This window comes from Pseudomonas putida (genome assembly GCF_050990305.1).
Lineage (GTDB): Bacteria > Pseudomonadota > Gammaproteobacteria > Pseudomonadales > Pseudomonadaceae > Aquipseudomonas > Aquipseudomonas putida_AH.
Genome location: NZ_CP158817.1, coordinates 734,265 through 752,225 on the forward strand (window position 1 = coordinate 734,265; position 17,961 = coordinate 752,225).

The window sequence follows — 17,961 nt, forward strand, 5'->3', positions numbered from 1 at the left end:
TATGAGCATCCTCGAAGTTCGATCAGCTGTTACAAACACTGTTACAAACCTCGCCTTTCCAGTGAAGCCGACGACAAGACTCGCCAAGCCGTACCACTTCAGACGCAACGGGATTTACTACATGCGTCTCAGGGCCACGGGGAGCACCACTGCGTTCGCTTCGGTTTCCCTCCAGACCAGCAACAGGCGGGACGCACTGGACGCTTCAGAACGCCTTGCAGGGTGCGTCAGGACGTTCCATTTGGATAACCCGGATGCATCGTGGAGCAAGCTGAAGGAACATTTCCGTGTTGTCTCAGTGGAGCTGTTTGAGGCTGGACGTGATGGCAACGTTACGCAGATGTGGGGCGGATTGCATGATGGCCACTCAGGCTCTGTAGACGGCTCTACGCGGTCCATGAAGTCAGTAGCGGACGTTCCGGTGTCCTTATCTGTAATCACGCCTGCTGTGACCTTCGAGGCCCTTTCAACTCTTTACTTGGCTGACCGTGGGAAGGACCAGAAGGAATCGACTCTGAAGGAAACCAAGATTTGCCACGGAACAATCTCTGCGGCTCTCGGTGAGCTGGACATGCGGACGCACTCACGGGCCGACCTCGTGGCTTTGCGTGATCGCCTTTCAGATGGCCGCATGCCTTCGACCGTCAATAAGCTGATCGTGAAGCTATCTGCTGTCCTTGCATGGTCGGTTGAAAATGGTCACATACCCAAGTCCTACGACAAGAAACTGAAGCTTACAAAGGGCGTTGAATCGAGTCGTAAGGCGTTCACGCAGGTTCAGGTAGGGAAGCTGGTCGCTTACTCCAATACGCTGCCTGAGACCTCATGGAAGCGTTGGCTGCTAAGCCTTGGAGCTATCACTGGAGGTCGTCTTAACGAAATCTCTCAGCTAACCACGAGCGACGTTCAGACCCTCGCATCCGGCATCACAGCCATTCACATCAATGAAGCCGGAGAGGGGAAGTCAATCAAGAACAAGCGTAGTGAACGATTGGTGCCGTTGACCGACGGTGCCTATGGTTTTGACCTTGCAGCGTTCTTGAGATACGTCGAGGCGTGCAGACTCAGTAAGTCGGAGGCGTTGGCACAGATTGGCTACAAGACAGTGGGTGATTGGGTGAACCGACAAGCGATCCCTGAGGCTCTTGGTGACTCCTACGGTCCCGGTCTAGTGTTTCATTCCCTGCGGCATTCATTGGCGTCTTTGATGCAGGCCAAAGGGGTTCCTACGGCTTACGCTCAGGCCGTCATGGGGCATGCATCGGGCACGATTACTTTTGATGTCTACGGTTCAGGGGTGCCCGTTGAGACCGTTGCGAAGATGCTTATAAAGGTGTTCGTTGGCGGTGATCAGTGACTGTGTTGTTGGGGGCTATTCTGGCGCCTCCCTTTTTGGCGAACTTACAAAGGCTTCCTGACGGACGAAGAGTTTGTCGCGATCCTGGACAACGGCAAGGACTTGTACTTCCACGCGGATGAGTTGCTTGAGCGTCTGCCGAAGTACGCGGCCTACCGGGCTGAATGCGAAGAGAAAGAAATGGAAGAGTACCAAGCAGCAATGCAGCAGTACTTGGAAGAGCAGGAAGCTCAGTAAGGAATTGGCGCCTGTTCGCAGGCGCCTCACTAGCCCATGGAGGGCAAGGGGAGATATGAGTAACGTTGCAAAAATGTCTGACTACCAGACGAAAGAAGTTGTAATCGATGGCATCACCGTTCGCCAAGATAGTGAAGGTCGGTACTGCTTGAACGATGTCCACAAGGCGAGTGGCGGCGAGGTTGCGAAGGCACCGGCTCAATGGATGCGACACGATGTCTTTCATGAGCTTCTGGAGGAAATTGTGCTTAAAAGCACAATTAATCCGGTGGAGGCCAAACGCGGGCGAACTGGTGGCACCTACGCCGTTAAGTCCCTCGTTTACGCATATGCGATGTGGATTAGTCCTGCATACCACCTGAAGGTGATTGAGGCCTACGACCGAATGGTAACGGATGGTGTAGCTGTCCATGAGAGTTCTGCACAGGATTTGCTGGATAACCCGCTGAAATATATTTCGGCGTTGATGACCCAGGCACAAACTCTGGTGGAAGAGAATGCACGACTTGAACAGGAAGTTCAGAAGTCAGCATCAAAGGCAGCGGTGTTCGACAGGTTCATTGGTGCGGACGGCCTGTACAAGTTCCAAGAGTTCTGTACGGCACTGAACCTGAATCAACGGACCATTAAGCTTTGGCTACGTGATATCGGTTGGTTGCGTGCAAATCGATGGGAACGGAATCCACTCCCGACCGCCAAGGCAGTCGATAATGGTTACTGCTATATCCAAGAAGAAGAGTCGATCTTTGGGTTCTCTGAGGCCATCAGGTTCACAAAGAAAGCCAAGGCTTATGTAGAGCTTAAGGCCCCAGACTATATTCGCAAGAAAGTGAAGGGCAGCCGCTCTAAGGCAGCATAACTTCATGTACCGCGATGCCGTTGAATACAAACCGGGGCATTTCCTTGCTCCGGGGAGCAAAGCCCTTGAGAGTGCAATTGGTTGAGTTGACAATCGCCCATTATTTGGATATGGATTCGATCTTGACGGCTTATTAAAAGTTGGTATTATTCGCTTCCCAGCCACAGCGGCTGGCAATCGTAACACCCGCAACACCTCCCCTACCTGACAACAACCTCGCATGTTCAAGCCAATAGGCCGCTGAGCAAAGCGAGTTTCGTGCTGTCTGCAATAAGGGTTTAGAGCTCCCAACTTAAATAACCGGGACACATTGAGGAGTTGCGAATTAACTAACTCATGGAAGATCATTATGAACCGCATCGAACGAATCAAACCAATCTACACTGCCATTGCCGCACCAGGTGCTGGTAAGACAGAAGCCCTATTGTCCAAGCTTCCCGCATTAATAAGTGCAGGCAAACGGCTAGTCCTTGCGTTACCAACGTTGGTGTTGAGTGACGAAATAGCCCGCCGGGCAACTAGCAAGGGAATCACGTGTTGCCCAATTGACCACCGCTCTGGCGAAGTTGTAGTCAGTTCTCTGGAGAACGCTCTTGCGGACAAGGTAGGTACGTTCATTATCTGCACGCAGGAGTCGATACGCCGAGTCAGTCCGCAGTTACTCCATGGTTGGATTTTGGTGCTTGATGAACTTCCTAAGGTAGTAGATTACCCAGACTACGCCTTAAACCCAGTTGAACTGAAGCGTGTTCTTCAATACACAGAGGAAAGTGAAGGTAAGTTGCAGATTCCTGAAGAACAGGAGAGCGTTCTGATAGAGCAAGTCGGGACGCACCGGAGTGACTCAAGAGGAGTTGACTGCTCGACACTAGGGAAATCAGCAGCCCACATATTCCGTCTGTTGTTATCAAAGGTTGAAGTATTTATCGATCAACCGACGCCTCATGGCAAACGGCATGTACGTGCAGTCGAGGAGTTTACAGACTGGTGGGATATAATCTCTTCAGCATCTGAGGTCCATGTACTTGCGGCGAGCATCAAGAGCAGCGAATTCGAAACATTCGCACAGGTACATGGCTTTCGGTTTAAAAACTCAGAATTCACCCCTGAATGGCGCCCTAGTAGCAACCATGTCACCATTTACCCAGTGGTGCCGAGGGGCCAGAAATTCAGTTGGCGGATGATGACCACCCTACATGGAAATTCGCGCCTAATTGATATCGCTCTCGCGAACGTACTGGAGCGTGCAGAAAGCACCCCACTTCTTTTTTCAAACAAATGGGCCGGATTCAAGACTACACCTGGTGCTATATACGTCGACAAAGACTGCCGTGGCCTAAACAGTTATACCGAAGCAACAGAAGCCGCTGTGTTGTTTGGCGGAAACCCCAGTCCATCTGATGGAAAGGGACTAGAGTATCTGGAGGCAAAATACGGGATTAATTTTGAAGAATCGTTTGTGACAAACAGGCTTCTGGAACCAACTTTGCAAGCAGTGGCACGCACGGCTATTCGGTGTCACCACAACACAAAAAACATCAAGTTTTACGTTCAGGATTACCGAGTTGTTGATTACTTGGTATCGACGTACTTCCCAGATGCAACGGTTGACTGGTCACTTGCAAGTACGATGCCGATCAAGCGAGATAGCAGGAAGCTGGACGAGAAGATCGAAGAAGAAGTTAAACGCCTGATATCGCTCGGCACTTCAATCTCTCAGATCCATCGAGAAACTGGAGTTTCACGCCCGAAAATAACGAAGATGAAGAAGATGCACAAAGCGGCCTGATTTTCCCGACAGGGTGTAACCTATCCTAAAAGACTTCTTAGGAAAGGTTACACCCTATTCATCGTAACAACCTGTGCCTGAAGGCACCAGCGCTATCCGCACAATTAACAGCAAGAGCGGGAAGGGTGCCCCCTATCCTTCCCCTCTTAAACTTCTACAGTTATTAACTAACAAAAGTACTGAATAGAGGATTCCTGCGTGACGTAAACGTCACAATTAACTTGTCAAGGTAACAACTTCTACTAGTTGGGTGGAGTGGTGCTGCACCACCCTGCTCTTCGCTTGTACCATGCCGAGAGGCATAAAGTATGTTGCTCCGTGGCGGAACGCCACACATTACTCCTGCTTGAGTTTACTCTACCGGGCGTAAACATCAGGATGTCCATCTGCCGCCGAGATAACTAAGTGTAAACCCAATAACATAATGAGCAGTGGATCAACTACAACTAAGCGGGAGCCAAAACTCACCCGCAAGAGCAAAATAAAATCAACTTATTTTGCATGCATGTATTGACTTTAGAACAAGGTGTGTTAATATTCTCTTAGTGGTAGTAACAACTTACCCACTCTCTCGCAATACTCAAAACAACCCTCCCCCTGCTATATCATAGTTTGGACCATTCCTTTCCGAACCATGATGCAAAACTTCGTTCCCGATTCCGAAGCAGAATGATCGGTAAATAGTTGCCAAAGACAGGCTTAGACTTTTCGAGATTTCAAAATCCTTCAATGTAAAGCCTCGGCCAGAGGTGCAACGAAACTGGCCACTAATTCGCCCTGCAACAGAGCAATGCCGCACTTGCCCATAACGAGTGCAACTAGTAGTACCCCCACACCCGTAACCTCGCTCTGAGAACGGGTTTTTTATTCCCTCGGGAAAATCAACATTCATTCAGAGGTAACAAACTATGGCACAACGCCCATTACGCAAGCACAACTGCGAGTGCTGCAATCGAAACTTTTTCAGCCGTTCAAACCTTAGCCGTTTTTGTGGGGGGCATTGTCAAGTTAAAACTTGGAGAGCCAACAACAAGTTCACGCATGAACAGCGAGAAGCACAGTTCATCGCCCAAGAGCAGGTGAACACCAGCCAATCAGAACAAGGAGCCGCCTGATGGATAACAAGACAGTGTGGCTTGAAGTCGATAAGACCAATCAGGCAATTCTCTCGTACTTTCTGGAGCAACCAACGGCATCCGACAAAGTGGATTATATCCCGGCAACTCAGGACGAATTGACGTACTTGTCGGCATTGGAAGACGCAGTATTTTCAGCCGGGATGGTCGCCACCATCAGTGACTTGGAATCGCACAGAACGCGCGTCCAAACCGCCAAGAAGGCTAAAGCTACCGTACACCCATGGGGGCAATCCCTAAAGGCTCTCAGCAGCCCGTAAAGGCCGCCAACAAACCCCGCAATGCCAACCCACACGCCGCCAATCAAAACGCCAAGGAACGCTTCATCGCGGCCTTGAAAGCACATCGTTCAAACAAGTAATAAAGGAAACTTACAATGACTAGCACAAACCACACTTACGGCGAAACAGTTGTCGAATTCTACCCTTATGATGAGGACGAGTATCAGGCACTTCTGAGCAAGAATGTTGGGCACTATAACCGATGGTCTGAAGGGCTACATCACAAGGACAAGGCAGTTAACGTGGACTTCGTTCGATATATGCCGCTAGAACTTGCTCTGATAGAGCTACAGGACCTTATCCGGCAAGGGTACTCCATCGTTAAGGCTAACGCTGAGTCTCTATTCTTCAAGGCCATTCTGCGGAAGCCAGAAGAGATTGTGTCCGCTGAACTTCTGAGCTTGGCTGAAACAACACGCGAAGAGTACGAGCAGGCTCGCTTCGAACTTAACAAAACCAAAACCGCCCAGGTGCTGGAAGAAACGATCTTCAACAAGCGGCGTGCAACCGAGGCAGAGGCAGCAGCCAAAGTCGCCAAGGCAGCAGCGAAACAGGAGGCAACTGAGGTGCAGACAGCAATGGCGGATCTACTGGCGATGCACGCAAAGCCTACCCACGCTGCCACCAAAGTTGCAGCAGAGCATCAGGCGACGGAAGAAGCACGGGCGATGGCTGATCTGTAAAAGGCTTACTCGCCAAAGAAAGTCGCGACAGCCAAGTAACTAATGTAAAGCTATTCGGGTATCTATCCCCCTACAGCTGTCGGTTACAGCTCCTGCACCATCTCCATCCCGCCAAAGCCCCTATTTCCGGGGGTATCCTGCTATTAGTGTCAAGCAGATCGCTCGTTTCTTTCGAGTTGCCAAGATTTCCGGCAATTATTCTTCTTGGCGGACATAGAAGTGCGACTTTTCCACCATTGGTGGAAATCCGATAGGGTCTCATTCCCAGAGCTGGCCCCCCAACGTGCCACGCCCCAGTTTTGAGGGCTACCAGCACCCCAGCCTGTACTCATTGGGGTAAACCCTAGGGGTCACTGGCAGGTGAATACAAATCCCCTTAAAATCCGTATTCATTAGAATTGATTTTTATTGTGAATACAGCCATTATTCCAGCATCTAGAAGCAAATGAATACAGGGGGCAGGGAAGATGGCACGAGTCGGATACATTCGCGTGAGTTCGGTAGACCAGAACACAGCCCGTCAACTTGACGGTGTAGCTCTGGATAAAGTGTTCACGGAAAAGATGAGTGGCGCGACCCTTGATCGCCCACAGCTCCAAGCAATGCTTGAATACGTTCGTGAGGGTGACACTATCGTCGTCCACTCGATTGACCGCCTAGCTCGCTCTCTTGCGGATCTGCTTGAACTGGTTAAAGGCCTAACCGACCGGCACATTTGCGTCCACTTCGACAAGGAAGGCTTGCTGTTCACAGGGGAAGACAACCCCACTCAAGAGCTGATGTTGTCGATGATGGGTGCCGTTGCACAGTTTGAACGCGCAATCATTGCAGAGCGCCGTAAGGAAGGCATCGCTAAGGCCAAGGAGAAGGGCGTGTACAAGGGGCGGACCAAGACCGTTGATGATGCTGCTATCCGTGCCGTTGTAACTGGTGATAGCGAGACTAAGGGTCTGTCGTTCCGTAAGGCAGCTGAGCACCTAGGTGTGAGCTTGAGCACTGTTCAGCGTGCAATGAAGGCTGAAGCCTAAACACTTCACAAGTGTGCAACTAGCCGCCTTCGGGTGGCTTTTTCGTGGCCGTGATATTTCTGGAAATCTAGCGTCGATACCAAGGTGGTATGGAAGTGGCGTTAAGGACCGACCCCGCCTGTGCAGGATTTCGACCGTTTCACCAGATATCCCCCAATAATATTTTCGCCTCAGATTCACAGGCGATATTTGGGCAGGGCAAGTGTGCGTTTTGAAAAATCTAGGTCTTGGCGGATTTGAAAAGTGTCTCCCGCCAGCAGGCACTGATCTAGGCTTCTCGCAACATCACTCAAGGGCGGAAGCCATGTCGAATAACTCAGAAGCCAACATCGCCACAGCGGACGCACTGACTTTGCTTCTCCACAACCAACACGGTCTAGCGGCAGCCATAGAGGAAGTGACCAAGTGGCTCTCAGAGAACGGTGTTGAGAGTGTTGCAGCTAATGCCATAGCCGCCATGAAGACTTTGGATAGGAACGCACAAGCTATAACAGAAGCCATCTTGCGATTGCGGCAATCCTAGCTGATAGGCAAGTTCCCCCCCGCCTTCAAGCTCCTTAGATGTGTCCTTTTGGATTGTTTATCTCAGCAGCCACTGGAGCAGGATAAAGCTCGCGATCATTCCAACAGCAAGGATTGTAACTCCACATGCGATGCCCAGAAGCAGAGGATTTTTCCACAAGGCTCTAATCTCCAGTCGATCAACAAATCGTTGAGTACGAGCTTCTGAGCAATAACCAAGCCAGCCATCCGGCACAGTCAAGCCTAGGCTTCTTGCCTGCGACAATTCCCCAAAAGCGGGGGAGCTTTCCTTGCATACGGTGCTGAGTTCCCAAATATGGTGTCGGCGTCGGGACTATCTATCCAAGGCAGCAATCAGGGATAGTTCCGGAAAAATGCCTACACTGAGACAACCGCAATCAATGCCTTGGTAGTACCTGAATAAGGATCGAGCATGAAGGCAAAGTGGGAAAAGCTCTTACCGCTAGATGGATGGGTCATCGTTGTCGAGAACGATCCCACGCAGAGGATGTTGATGGTGGACACTCTGGCCGAGATCGGACTTCACTCCTTGGATTTCCAGTCTGCCGACAATGCTTTGATCTACTTACTGGGAATGCCAGATGGTTGCCCGCTGGTGATCGTTGATCACGGCCTACCTGACCAGCTTAAGGGTGTGGATTTCATTAAGTTAGTAAAAATGAAATGGCCATCCACCGCCGCCGTTCTTACATCTGGCTACGAACTCGCCCCCTCAACTGTGCCCGACGCAACAATCTGTTTGCATAAGCCATGGTCAATGGATGATTTGGTGACGGCGGTAGCAACGCTGCTTCAACCCGAATATCCAGATCGGAAACCCGGAGATTACTGAAAAGCGGTTTGTCTGGATTTCATTTCGCTTCGGAGTTCGCCAATCAATTTCGCAATTTCTCTACTGTTCATCATCAGGCGTTGGCCGACGTCGGCGGAGTAATTGTGGGATTTCCCACATTTAGATCAGCTATACGGTCCGCATCCCCATGGGTGCCTCCGCTTCTCTGAGCGTCGACGTCGAGGTGTTACAAGTTGAGTACCAACTCCTGTTACAAATCGTTGGAAAAGGGTTGCTGACCTCGTTACGATTCGACCACCTGATTCCTTGAAATTCTGTCAATCCGTAAACCGCAACTCCCGTGACTCACCCATCAACAACGGCCCATTCAGTTCCGTCACCTCACGGATGTAATCCCACAACAGGGTGATCCGTTTCAACTTGCGCAGATCCTCGCGGCAGTACATCCAGAACTGTCGGGTGATATTGATTTCCTCCGGCAACACCGGCAGCAAGCGTGGGTCCTGTGCGGCGAGGAAGCAGGGCAGGATGGCCAGTGATCGGCCTTGCTGCGCCGCCACGAACTGCGCGATCACACTGGTACTGCGCAGGTTGGCACTGGCGCCGGGTAGTACGTTGGCCAGGTACAGCAGTTCCGAGCTGAAGGCCAGGTCGTCGACATAACTGATGAATGAATGGTTAGCCAGATCCGCGGGGCGGCGGATGGGCGGGTGGGTGTCCAGGTATTGCTGGGTTGCGTACAGCTGCAAGCGGTAGTCGCAGAGCTTGCAGCAGACGTACGGCCCATGCTCCGGGCGCTCCAGGGCGATGACGATGTCGGCCTCACGCTTGGACAGGCTGATGAAGTGCGGCAGGGGCAGAATGTCCACCGAGATCGCCGGATAGGCGTCGACGAAATGGCTCAGTTGTGGGGTGATGAAGAAGCTGCCGAATCCCTCGGTACAGCCCATGCGCACATGCCCGGACAACGCCACGCCAGAGCCCGACACCTGCTCGCAGGCCATGTGCAACGTGCTTTCGATCGACTCGGCATAGCCCAACAGCCGCTGGCCTTCGGATGTCAGGACAAAGCCGTTGGTCCGGGACTTCTCGAACAACAATGTGCCCAATGACGCTTCCAGCGAACTGATGCGTCGCGACACGGTGGTGTAGTCCACCGCCAGGCGCTTGGCGGCGGTGCTGGCCTTGCGGGTGCGGGCCACTTCGAGGAAAAACTTGAGGTCATCCCAGTTCAGCGAGCCCAGTGACGTGATGTTTTTTTGCATGTTGAACCGGCTTTTATGTGCGTTCTTATCAGAAGTTTGCACATCTATACTCCAAAAACAGCCCGATAACCAATTTGCGGCACACGCCTCATCTCAAGGCGACTTTCTCGCCTTGGCTTCCCTGATAGCGCTCTTCAACAAGAATAATGCCCAGGAGACCCACATGAACGCATCGCTTACGCCCAACGAAACCACCGTGCACAAGGTCAAGCTGTTGATCGACGGCCAGTGGGTCGAATCCAAATCCACCGAATGGCACGACATCGTCAACCCGGCCACCCAGCAAGTGCTGGCCAAAGTGCCATTCGCTACCGCTGAAGAAGTCGACGCAGCGATCAGTGCGGCCCATCGCGCTTTCCAGACCTGGAAACTGACCCCGATCGGTGCGCGGATGCGCATCATGCTCAAGCTCCAGGAACTGATTCGCCAGCATTCCAAGCGTATCGCCCAGGTATTGAGCGCCGAGCAAGGCAAGACCATTGCCGACGCTGAAGGCGACATTTTCCGTGGCCTGGAAGTGGTCGAGCACGCTTGCTCCATCGGCAGCCTGCAAATGGGCGAGTTCGCCGAGAACGTCGCCGGCGGCGTCGACACCTACACCCTGCGCCAGCCGATTGGCGTGTGCGCCGGTATCACCCCGTTCAACTTCCCGGCGATGATTCCACTGTGGATGTTCCCGATGGCCATCGCCTGCGGTAACACCTTCGTGCTCAAGCCGTCCGAACAGGACCCGATGTCGACCATGCTGCTGGTGGAACTGGCTATCGAAGCGGGTATTCCGGCCGGCGTGCTCAACGTCGTGCACGGCGGCAAGGACGTGGTGGATGCGCTCTGCACCCACAAAGACATCAAGGCGGTGTCCTTTGTTGGCTCGACCGCCGTCGGTACCCACGTCTACGACCTGGCTGGCAAACACGGCAAGCGCGTGCAATCGATGATGGGCGCCAAGAACCACGCCGTGGTACTGCCCGACGCCAATCGCGAACAAGCACTGAATGCCCTGGTGGGTGCCGGTTTTGGCGCGGCCGGTCAGCGTTGCATGGCCACCTCCGTGGTGGTACTGGTGGGCGCGGCCAAGCAGTGGCTGCCGGACCTGAAAGCGCTGGCGCAGCAACTCAAAGTGAACGCGGGCAGCGAGCCGGGTACAGATGTTGGTCCGGTGATCTCGAAGAAAGCCAAGGCGCGAATTCTCGACCTGATCGAAAGCGGCATCAAGGAAGGCGCCAAGCTGGAGCTGGACGGTCGCGACATCACGGTGCCCGGTTACGAGAAGGGCAACTTTGTCGGCCCGACCCTGTTCTCCGGCGTGACCACCGACATGCAGATCTACACCCAGGAAATCTTCGGCCCGGTGCTGGTGGTGCTGGAAGTCGCCACCCTCGATGAGGCCATTGCGCTGGTCAACGCCAACCCGTTCGGCAACGGCACGGGCCTGTTCACCCAGAGCGGTGCGGCGGCGCGCAAATTCCAGAACGAAATCGACGTCGGCCAGGTCGGCATCAACATCCCGATTCCGGTGCCGGTCCCGTTCTTCAGCTTCACCGGTTCCCGTGGTTCCAAGCTCGGCGACCTCGGCCCGTATGGCAAGCAAGTGGTGCAGTTCTACACTCAGACCAAGACCGTCACCAGCCGCTGGTTCGACGATGACAGCGTCAACGACGGCGTGAACACCACCATTAACTTGCGTTAAGGAGCCGGACATGAAAATTGCTTTTATCGGTCTCGGCAACATGGGCGCGCCAATGGCGCGAAACCTGATCAAGGCCGGTCACTCGCTCAATCTGGTCGATCTGAACAAAGTCGTGCTGGCGGAGTTGGAACAGTTGGGTGGCACCATCAGCCCTTCGGCCCGTGACGCGGCAAAGGGCGCGGAGCTGGTGATCACCATGCTGCCGGCTGCTGTGCATGTGCGCAGCGTCTGGCTGGGTGAAGACGGCGTGCTCGCCGGCATTGGCAAAGGCGTGCCCGCGGTGGATTGCAGCACCATCGACCCACAGACCGCCCGCGATGTAGCCGCCGCTGCGGCCAAACAGGGCGTGGCCATGGCCGATGCACCAGTCTCTGGTGGCACTGGCGGTGCGGCGGCGGGCACGTTGACCTTCATGGTCGGCGCCACCGCCGAACTGTTCGCCACCCTGCAACCGGTGCTGGCGCAGATGGGCCGCAACATCGTCCATTGTGGTGAAGTCGGCACCGGGCAAATCGCCAAGATCTGCAACAACCTGCTGCTGGGGATTTCCATGGTCGGCGTCAGCGAAGCCATGGCGCTGGGTGATGCCCTGGGCATCGACACCAAGGTGCTGGCGGGCATCATCAACAGCTCCACCGGGCGCTGCTGGAGTTCGGAGGTCTACAACCCCTGGCCGGGCATCGTCGAAACGGCGCCTGCCTCGCGCGGCTACACCGGTGGTTTCGGTGCCGAGCTGATGCTCAAGGATCTGGGGCTGGCCACGGAAGCGGCGCGACAGGCGCACCAGCCGGTGGTGCTTGGTGCGGTGGCCCAGCAGCTGTATCAGGCGATGAGTTTGCGAGGCGAAGGCGGCAGTGACTTCTCGGCGATCATCAACAGCTATCGCAAGCCGCAATAACGACTGAAACCCTGTAGGAGCGAGCATGCTCGCGATGGTCGTTAACGATAACGCGGGGAATCTGGTTCCCCGCGTTGCTCTCGAGATTTTCGCGAGCAGGCTCGCTCCTACATCAGATATTGCAGCCAGGTAACTCATCTGCGTATCGACATTTGCCGGGACATCACGTCGGGTGATCTCCCGGCTTTTTTATGTCTCAAAGATCATGACCCGGTTCGATCGGGCATCCTCACGCTGGCAAACGTCGACTCGTTTCTCGCCTGCTCAAGGGCCGTCAACGGCCGGGTCAATGCCGGTTGAGCAATGGCAAGCGCCGCCGGCTTGCGACTCATCTCAGAGCCTGCACGCTCATCGCTCGGTGGAACGCCGAAGTACTCGCGATAGCATTTGGAAAAGTGCGGCGTGGACACGAAGCCGCAGACCGTCGCCAGTTCAATCAGCGACATTGACGTTTGCTTGAGCAATTGCCGCGCCCGGATCAGACGCAATCTGAGGTAGTAACGCGAGGGCGTGCAGTGCAGGTATTTCTGGAACAGCCGCTCCAACTGTCGGCGTGACAGCTCCACATAATCGGCCAGGTGATCCAGGTCGATCGGCTCCTCGAGGTTGGCCTCCATCAACGCGACGATCTCTTGTAGCTTGGGCTGATGAGTGCCCAGCACGTGCTTGAGCGGCACGCGCTGATGGTCCTGCTCGTTGCGTATGCGCTCGTAGACAAACATCTCGGAAATGGCCGCCGACAACTCACGACCATGATCGCGCCCGATCAGGTGCAGCATCATGTCCATGGGCGCCGTCCCGCCGGAGCTGGTGAACCGGTTGCGGTCGAGGGTAAACAGGCTCGCGCTCATGCTGACCCGTGGAAAAGCCTCCTGCATGGCCGCCAGAAACTCCCAATGCACGCTGCATTCGTACCCGTCGAGCAGTCCGGCTTTGGCCAGTGCCCAGCTCCCGGTGCAGATGCCTCCCAGGCGTCGGGATTGACGCGCCAGGGCCTTGAGCCAGGTGATGTGCTCGCGGGTGACCACACTCTGGATGCCAACGCCACCGCAGACGATCACTGTGTCTGCCTCCCAGGGCTTGTCCCAGGACGCATCCGGGGTGATCGACACGCCGTCGCTCGCCCAGACGGGCTGGCCGCCGAGGCTGAACGTATGCCAGCGATACAGCTCCTGCCCCGACAATTGATTGGCCATGCGCAACGGCTCCACGGCGCAAGACAGGGAAATCAGGGTGAATTGATCCAGCAGCAGAAAGCCGATGCATTGAGTCGGCTTGCCGTCCGGCAGGGTGAGCCTTGATGACATCGTGCTCATGTCCTCACGAAGAGCGATGACGGTCAGTGGCACGGTAGCGTGGAGCGCCGTGCCGCTGGTGTGCGCAACCGGTATGTCTCCCGGCTTATCCCACGGACGTCGCTCGTGCAGGCTGCACCGGGTGACGCGAAGTGATCAGGCCAATAAAGGAAATCGCCAGTGCCAGGCCAATGGTCGTCGTCACTTCGGTACGGTGTTGCGGGGAGATCATCATCACGGCCAGCGCAGCGCAAATGAACGCGATCACCAGCCACGTCAGCCAAGGGAACAGCCACATGCGAAAGGTCAGCTCGACGTTCTGCCGACGCAGCATCCGGCGCATACGCAACTGCGACACCGCAATGGCCAGGTACACCAGCAAGGCAATCGCGCCGGAACTGGCCAGCAGGAACTCGAACAACCCGGCGGGCATGAAGTAGCTCCACACTGTAATCGCCGCACCCAATACGGTGCTGGCGATGACCGCCGCCCGGGGCACGCCTTCGGAGGAAGTCACCTTCAGCGCCTTCGGCGCATCGCCACGACGCCCCAGCGAGTACAGCATGCGCGAGGCGATATAGATCGAGGAGTTCATGCAACTGGCCACGGCGATCAGCACCACCACGTCCACCATGAACTTGGCGTGGGGAATGTTCATGATCTCCAGCGCTCGCTGGTAGGAACCCACCTCGGCCAACAGCGGATCGTTCCAGGGCACCACCGAGATGACCACGAAAATAGACAACAGGTAGAACACGCCGATGCGCCAGATCACCGAGCGCGTGGCCTTGGCAATGTTCTGCGAAGGGTTGTCGGATTCGGCGGCGGCGATGGTTACAGCCTCGGTACCAATGAAGCTGAACATGATGGTGATGAAGGCCCCCACGACCGCCGACAGGCCATTGGGAGCGAACCCGCCGTGTTCGGCCATTAGGCCGCTCAAGCCGCTGACTTGCCGATCGGGAATCCAGCCCATCAACACCGCAAAACCCACGCCGATGAAACCAATGATTGCCACGACCTTGGCCATGGCGAACCAGAATTCGAACTCGCCGTACTTGGAGACGCTGAACAGGTTGGTGATCACCAGGGCAATGATCGACGCCAGGGCGAACAGCCAGGCATCGATCTGGGGAAACCACTGGTTCAGCACATGGCCGGCAGCCAGCGCTTCAATTGGGATCACCAGCACCCAGAACCACCAATAGAGCCAGCCGATGGTGAAGCCCGCCCAGCGACCGATGGCCTGGTCGGCATAGGTGGAGAACGAACCGGTGTCGGGATTGGCCACCGCCATTTCACCGAGCATGCGCATGACCAGAACGACCAGCAGGCCCGAGAACAGATAAGCCAGCAATACGGCCGGGCCGGCGGCCGCGATGGCATGCCCCGAGCCTACGAACAAACCGGCGCCGATAATCCCGGCGATAGACAGCATGGTGACGTGACGAGGCTTGAAGCCCTGCGCCAATTGGCCACTGGAATCCTTTGAGCTCGGGCTGATCATTATTTTTTTTCTCTGGTGGCGACATTTGAGCGTGCGCCACCTTACCCGGCTTGTCCGACAATCCAGTTTCCTGATTGCGCCACGTCGGTGTCTGAAATCGACACGGGAAAACTTTGTGTTCGTTATGAGAACCAGTCGGTCACCGAGTGGCAAAAAGCAATCGCGGTGTTTTTCCGGGCGTTCTGCCGATGCAGCGGCGAAGTGTTTAGCGCGGGAATCTGGAGCGTGAAGGGGGTGTTTGGCAGGGGGATGCGAATGCGTCCATGGAGGGCTGGGTGCGCAACGAGTAGCGCGGTGGAAAACTACTCGTTGCCGGTGTCGCTTTTGTAATCAGGTGTCGTTTTGCGCAGGGATCAGGCGAAGACGAAATACTTGCGCACAGTCTCCACCACTTCCCAGGTGCCCTTCATCCCCGGTTCGATGACGAAAATGTCACCGGCACGCAGGTGAATCGGCTCTTTGCCTTCAGGGGTGATGATGCAGTAGCCCTCGCGGAAGTCGCAGTATTCCCATTTCACGTATTCCACGTACCACTTGCCCGGCGTGCAGATCCAGGTGCCCATGATCTTGTTGCCGTCTTCGCTGGTGTAGGCGTTGAGGTTGACGGTGTGCGGGTCGCCTTCGAGTTTTTCCCATTTGCAGGCGTCGAGCACGGGCAGCGGGTGGGTGTCGCGAAGAACGGTAATCGGTGAGTTGGCGGTCATGACGACTCCATGCGTTGGGATAACTGAAGGCGCATCCTGACCGGCTTGGTCGGGGCCGAGTTGTCTGTGCTCGACATCGAGCTATCCAGAAGCGCAGTGACGGTGGCCCGGCCTTGTCGAATTTCCTGCGCAGCTATGTCGTTTTCCTCGCATTTCTTGCGAGCGAGCCGGCGGTTCCCGAAGATCTTTGCAAGAATCTATACAGTCATCACTCGTATCATTTACTCCGGAAAAATCCGAGAAGCGTTGCAATGAAAAAAACAATGTCGTGGTGGGACATCAGCCCGCCCTTGAGTGCCGCCACACCGACCTGGCCCGGTGACACGCCGTTTCAGGAAGAGCGCGTCTGGACCTATGGGCCCGAGTGCCCGGTGAATGTCGGGCGCATTACCTTGTCGCCACACACCGGCGCCCATGTCGATGCACCGTTGCATTACAGCCCTGAAGGTGCGCCGATTGGCGAAGTATCGCTGGATGTCTACATCGGACCTTGCCGTGTCCTGCATTGCCTGGACAGCGGCGCGCTGGTGCAACCGGAGCAACTGCTGGGTCGATTGGCCAACCTGCCCGAGCGCGTCCTGTTGCGTACCTATCATCAGGCCCCGACAACGACCTGGGACCCTGACTTCACAGCGGTCGCCAAGGAAACGGTCGAGCTGCTGGCCAGTCTGGGCGTACGCCTGATCGGCATCGATACGCCGTCGCTTGACCCGCAACAATCCAAAACCATGGACTCGCACAATGCCGTGGCGCGTCACGGCATGGCGATCCTCGAGGGCATCGTGCTGGATGAAGTCCCGGAAGGCGATTATGAGTTGATCGCGCTGCCGCTGCGTTTTGCCCATCTCGACGCCAGCCCGGTGAGGGCGATCTTGCGTCCACTCAATCCACTGACGCACAAGGAGGCTGCCCAATGAGCCAATGCCCTTATTCATCGGCCAATCCTGAAGGGGAGTGGCATAACGCCGAGCTGAATTTTTCCGACGCCATGAGCTACGGCGACTACCTGGATCTGGAGCGCATTCTCAGTGCCCAGCATCCCTTGTCGCCGGATCACAACGAGATGTTGTTCATCATTCAGCACCAGACGTCCGAGTTGTGGATGAAGCTGATGTTGCACGAGCTCAAGGCCGCCCGCGAACACGTGCGCCTGGGCCAGTTGCCGCCGGCGTTCAAGATGCTGGCGCGGGTCTCGCGCATCTTTGATCAACTGGTGCATGCCTGGACCGTGCTGGCGACTATGACGCCCACCGAGTACCACTCGATCCGGCCATTTCTGGGGCAGTCCTCGGGGTTTCAGTCGTTTCAGTATCGAGAGATCGAGTTCATTCTCGGCAACAAAAGCGCGACCCTGCTGCGCCCCCATGCCCATCGCCCTGAGGTCCTGGCAGAGCTCGAAAAAGCGATTGCCACGCCTTCGCTGTATGACGAGGCGATTCGCTTGTTGGCCAATGCCGGCCTGACGATCGACCCGCAACGGTTCGAGCGTGATCCGTCTCGCCCGACCGAACACGACAGCTCGGTCGAAGCCGCCTGGCGCGAGGTCTACACCGACCCGACGCGTTACTGGGACTTGTATCAGCTGGCGGAGAAGTTCATCGACCTGGAAGACTCGTTCCGTCAATGGCGCTTCCGGCATGTCACCACGGTGGAGCGAATCATCGGTTTTCAACCAGGTACCGGTGGCACCGAAGGCGTGGGTTACCTGCGCAAAATGCTCGACACCGTGCTGTTCCCCGAACTGTGGCGACTGCGTTCGACCCTCTGAAAACGGGCAAAAAAGATTCATCACCAATTGCCGGGAAACATGCTGTTGTAGGAGCCGGCTTGCTGGCGATAGCGGTCGGACATTCAACATCAACGTCGACGGTTACACCGTTATCGCCAGCAAGCCGG

17 protein-coding genes are annotated in these 17,961 nt (G+C 55.5%); 13 read left to right on the plus strand and 4 right to left on the minus strand.

Annotated features, from left to right (window positions below):
- Position 1: 1 nt before the first annotated feature.
- The 9 genes from ABTV22_RS03275 (at position 2) to ABTV22_RS03315 (ending at position 8,745) form a co-directional block, all read left to right on the plus strand.
- Positions 2-1,357, plus strand: a complete 1,356-nt coding sequence (locus ABTV22_RS03275) for a tyrosine-type recombinase/integrase (protein ID WP_433738541.1) — start codon at positions 2-4, stop codon at positions 1,355-1,357.
- Between the two features lie 102 nt (positions 1,358-1,459).
- Positions 1,460-1,594: a hypothetical protein gene (locus ABTV22_RS03280; protein ID WP_433738542.1), complete on the plus strand. Its 135-nt coding sequence runs from the start codon at positions 1,460-1,462 to the stop codon at positions 1,592-1,594.
- 55 nt (positions 1,595-1,649) lie between these two features.
- Positions 1,650-2,453: a KilA-N domain-containing protein gene (locus tag ABTV22_RS03285; protein ID WP_433738543.1), complete on the plus strand. Its 804-nt coding sequence runs from the start codon at positions 1,650-1,652 to the stop codon at positions 2,451-2,453.
- Positions 2,454-2,802: 349 nt separating this feature from the next.
- The gene (locus ABTV22_RS03290; protein ID WP_433738544.1) at positions 2,803-4,242 is read left to right on the plus strand and encodes a hypothetical protein; all 1,440 of its coding nucleotides are present in this window, start codon (positions 2,803-2,805) and stop codon (positions 4,240-4,242) included.
- A 1,114-nt stretch (positions 4,243-5,356) separates the two neighbouring features.
- On the plus strand, positions 5,357-5,638 hold the full coding sequence (locus tag ABTV22_RS03295) for a hypothetical protein (RefSeq protein WP_433738545.1): 282 nt from the start codon (positions 5,357-5,359) through the stop codon (positions 5,636-5,638).
- Between the two features lie 116 nt (positions 5,639-5,754).
- Complete coding sequence (locus tag ABTV22_RS03300; RefSeq protein ID WP_433738546.1) at positions 5,755-6,342, plus strand: hypothetical protein; 588 nt, start codon at positions 5,755-5,757, stop codon at positions 6,340-6,342.
- A 467-nt stretch (positions 6,343-6,809) separates the two neighbouring features.
- Positions 6,810-7,370: a recombinase family protein gene (locus ABTV22_RS03305; protein WP_433738547.1), complete on the plus strand. Its 561-nt coding sequence runs from the start codon at positions 6,810-6,812 to the stop codon at positions 7,368-7,370.
- Positions 7,371-7,674: 304 nt separating this feature from the next.
- On the plus strand, positions 7,675-7,893 hold the full coding sequence (locus tag ABTV22_RS03310; RefSeq protein ID WP_433738548.1) for a hypothetical protein: 219 nt from the start codon (positions 7,675-7,677) through the stop codon (positions 7,891-7,893).
- A gap of 432 nt (positions 7,894-8,325) precedes the next feature.
- Entirely contained in the window at positions 8,326-8,745 is a 420-nt protein-coding gene (locus tag ABTV22_RS03315) for a response regulator (RefSeq protein ID WP_433738549.1), read from the plus strand.
- 278 nt (positions 8,746-9,023) lie between these two features.
- On the opposite strand, the gene ABTV22_RS03320 is transcribed toward ABTV22_RS03315, so the two are convergent.
- Positions 9,024-9,971 (minus strand): LysR family transcriptional regulator, encoded by a 948-nt coding sequence (locus ABTV22_RS03320; RefSeq protein ID WP_433738550.1) that lies wholly within the window; start codon positions 9,969-9,971, stop codon positions 9,024-9,026.
- 163 nt (positions 9,972-10,134) lie between these two features.
- Here ABTV22_RS03320 and ABTV22_RS03325 point away from each other — a divergent pair, with 163 nt between their 5' ends.
- Together ABTV22_RS03325 and mmsB are read left to right on the plus strand one after the other, a co-directional pair.
- Positions 10,135-11,661 carry a CoA-acylating methylmalonate-semialdehyde dehydrogenase gene (locus ABTV22_RS03325; RefSeq protein ID WP_433738551.1) on the plus strand — a complete coding sequence of 509 codons (1,527 nt, stop codon included), beginning with the start codon at positions 10,135-10,137 and terminating at the stop codon, positions 11,659-11,661.
- A 10-nt stretch (positions 11,662-11,671) separates the two neighbouring features.
- Complete coding sequence (gene mmsB / locus ABTV22_RS03330) at positions 11,672-12,559, plus strand: 3-hydroxyisobutyrate dehydrogenase (protein WP_433738552.1); 888 nt, start codon at positions 11,672-11,674, stop codon at positions 12,557-12,559.
- Between the two features lie 203 nt (positions 12,560-12,762).
- Here mmsB and ABTV22_RS03335 read toward each other — a convergent pair whose 3' ends face one another.
- The 3 genes from ABTV22_RS03335 to ABTV22_RS03345 form a co-directional block, all read right to left on the minus strand.
- A complete protein-coding gene (locus ABTV22_RS03335; RefSeq protein ID WP_433738553.1) occupies positions 12,763-13,866 on the minus strand; it encodes a GlxA family transcriptional regulator in 1,104 nt (367 codons plus the stop codon).
- 94 nt (positions 13,867-13,960) lie between these two features.
- Positions 13,961-15,361: a GABA permease gene (gene gabP, locus ABTV22_RS03340; protein ID WP_433738554.1), complete on the minus strand. Its 1,401-nt coding sequence runs from the start codon at positions 15,359-15,361 to the stop codon at positions 13,961-13,963.
- Positions 15,362-15,714: 353 nt separating this feature from the next.
- The gene (locus ABTV22_RS03345; protein ID WP_110966221.1) at positions 15,715-16,065 is read right to left on the minus strand and encodes a cupin domain-containing protein; all 351 of its coding nucleotides are present in this window, start codon (positions 16,063-16,065) and stop codon (positions 15,715-15,717) included.
- 251 nt (positions 16,066-16,316) lie between these two features.
- Between ABTV22_RS03345 and kynB the strand changes: the two genes are divergently transcribed.
- Positions 16,317-16,982: an arylformamidase gene (kynB, locus tag ABTV22_RS03350; RefSeq protein WP_433738555.1), complete on the plus strand. Its 666-nt coding sequence runs from the start codon at positions 16,317-16,319 to the stop codon at positions 16,980-16,982.
- Positions 16,979-17,833, plus strand: coding sequence for a tryptophan 2,3-dioxygenase (kynA, locus tag ABTV22_RS03355; RefSeq protein ID WP_433738556.1), 855 nt, complete (start codon positions 16,979-16,981; stop codon positions 17,831-17,833). The genes kynB and kynA overlap by 4 nt, the downstream gene beginning before the upstream one ends.
- The last annotated feature ends 128 nt before the right edge of the window (positions 17,834-17,961 follow it).

What these genes read in the sequence shown, in the direction of transcription:
- ABTV22_RS03325 (WP_433738551.1), top strand. Translation starts at nt 10,135, where the DNA reads ATGAACGCATCGCTTACGCCCAACGAAACCACCGTGCACAAGGTCAAG.
- mmsB (WP_433738552.1), top strand. Translation starts at nt 11,672, where the DNA reads ATGAAAATTGCTTTTATCGGTCTCGGCAACATGGGCGCGCCAATGGCG.
- ABTV22_RS03305 (WP_433738547.1), top strand. Translation starts at nt 6,810, where the DNA reads ATGGCACGAGTCGGATACATTCGCGTGAGTTCGGTAGACCAGAACACA.
- ABTV22_RS03275 (WP_433738541.1), top strand. Translation starts at nt 2, where the DNA reads ATGAGCATCCTCGAAGTTCGATCAGCTGTTACAAACACTGTTACAAAC.
- ABTV22_RS03345 (WP_110966221.1), bottom strand. Translation starts at nt 16,065, where the DNA reads ATGACCGCCAACTCACCGATTACCGTTCTTCGCGACACCCACCCGCTG.
- ABTV22_RS03320 (WP_433738550.1), bottom strand. Translation starts at nt 9,971, where the DNA reads ATGCAAAAAAACATCACGTCACTGGGCTCGCTGAACTGGGATGACCTC.
- ABTV22_RS03335 (WP_433738553.1), bottom strand. Translation starts at nt 13,866, where the DNA reads ATGTCATCAAGGCTCACCCTGCCGGACGGCAAGCCGACTCAATGCATC.
- ABTV22_RS03315 (WP_433738549.1), top strand. Translation starts at nt 8,326, where the DNA reads ATGAAGGCAAAGTGGGAAAAGCTCTTACCGCTAGATGGATGGGTCATC.
- gabP (WP_433738554.1), bottom strand. Translation starts at nt 15,361, where the DNA reads ATGATCAGCCCGAGCTCAAAGGATTCCAGTGGCCAATTGGCGCAGGGC.
- ABTV22_RS03295 (WP_433738545.1), top strand. Translation starts at nt 5,357, where the DNA reads ATGGATAACAAGACAGTGTGGCTTGAAGTCGATAAGACCAATCAGGCA.
- kynB (WP_433738555.1), top strand. Translation starts at nt 16,317, where the DNA reads ATGAAAAAAACAATGTCGTGGTGGGACATCAGCCCGCCCTTGAGTGCC.
- ABTV22_RS03310 (WP_433738548.1), top strand. Translation starts at nt 7,675, where the DNA reads ATGTCGAATAACTCAGAAGCCAACATCGCCACAGCGGACGCACTGACT.
- ABTV22_RS03285 (WP_433738543.1), top strand. Translation starts at nt 1,650, where the DNA reads ATGAGTAACGTTGCAAAAATGTCTGACTACCAGACGAAAGAAGTTGTA.
- kynA (WP_433738556.1), top strand. Translation starts at nt 16,979, where the DNA reads ATGAGCCAATGCCCTTATTCATCGGCCAATCCTGAAGGGGAGTGGCAT.
- ABTV22_RS03300 (WP_433738546.1), top strand. Translation starts at nt 5,755, where the DNA reads ATGACTAGCACAAACCACACTTACGGCGAAACAGTTGTCGAATTCTAC.
- ABTV22_RS03290 (WP_433738544.1), top strand. Translation starts at nt 2,803, where the DNA reads ATGAACCGCATCGAACGAATCAAACCAATCTACACTGCCATTGCCGCA.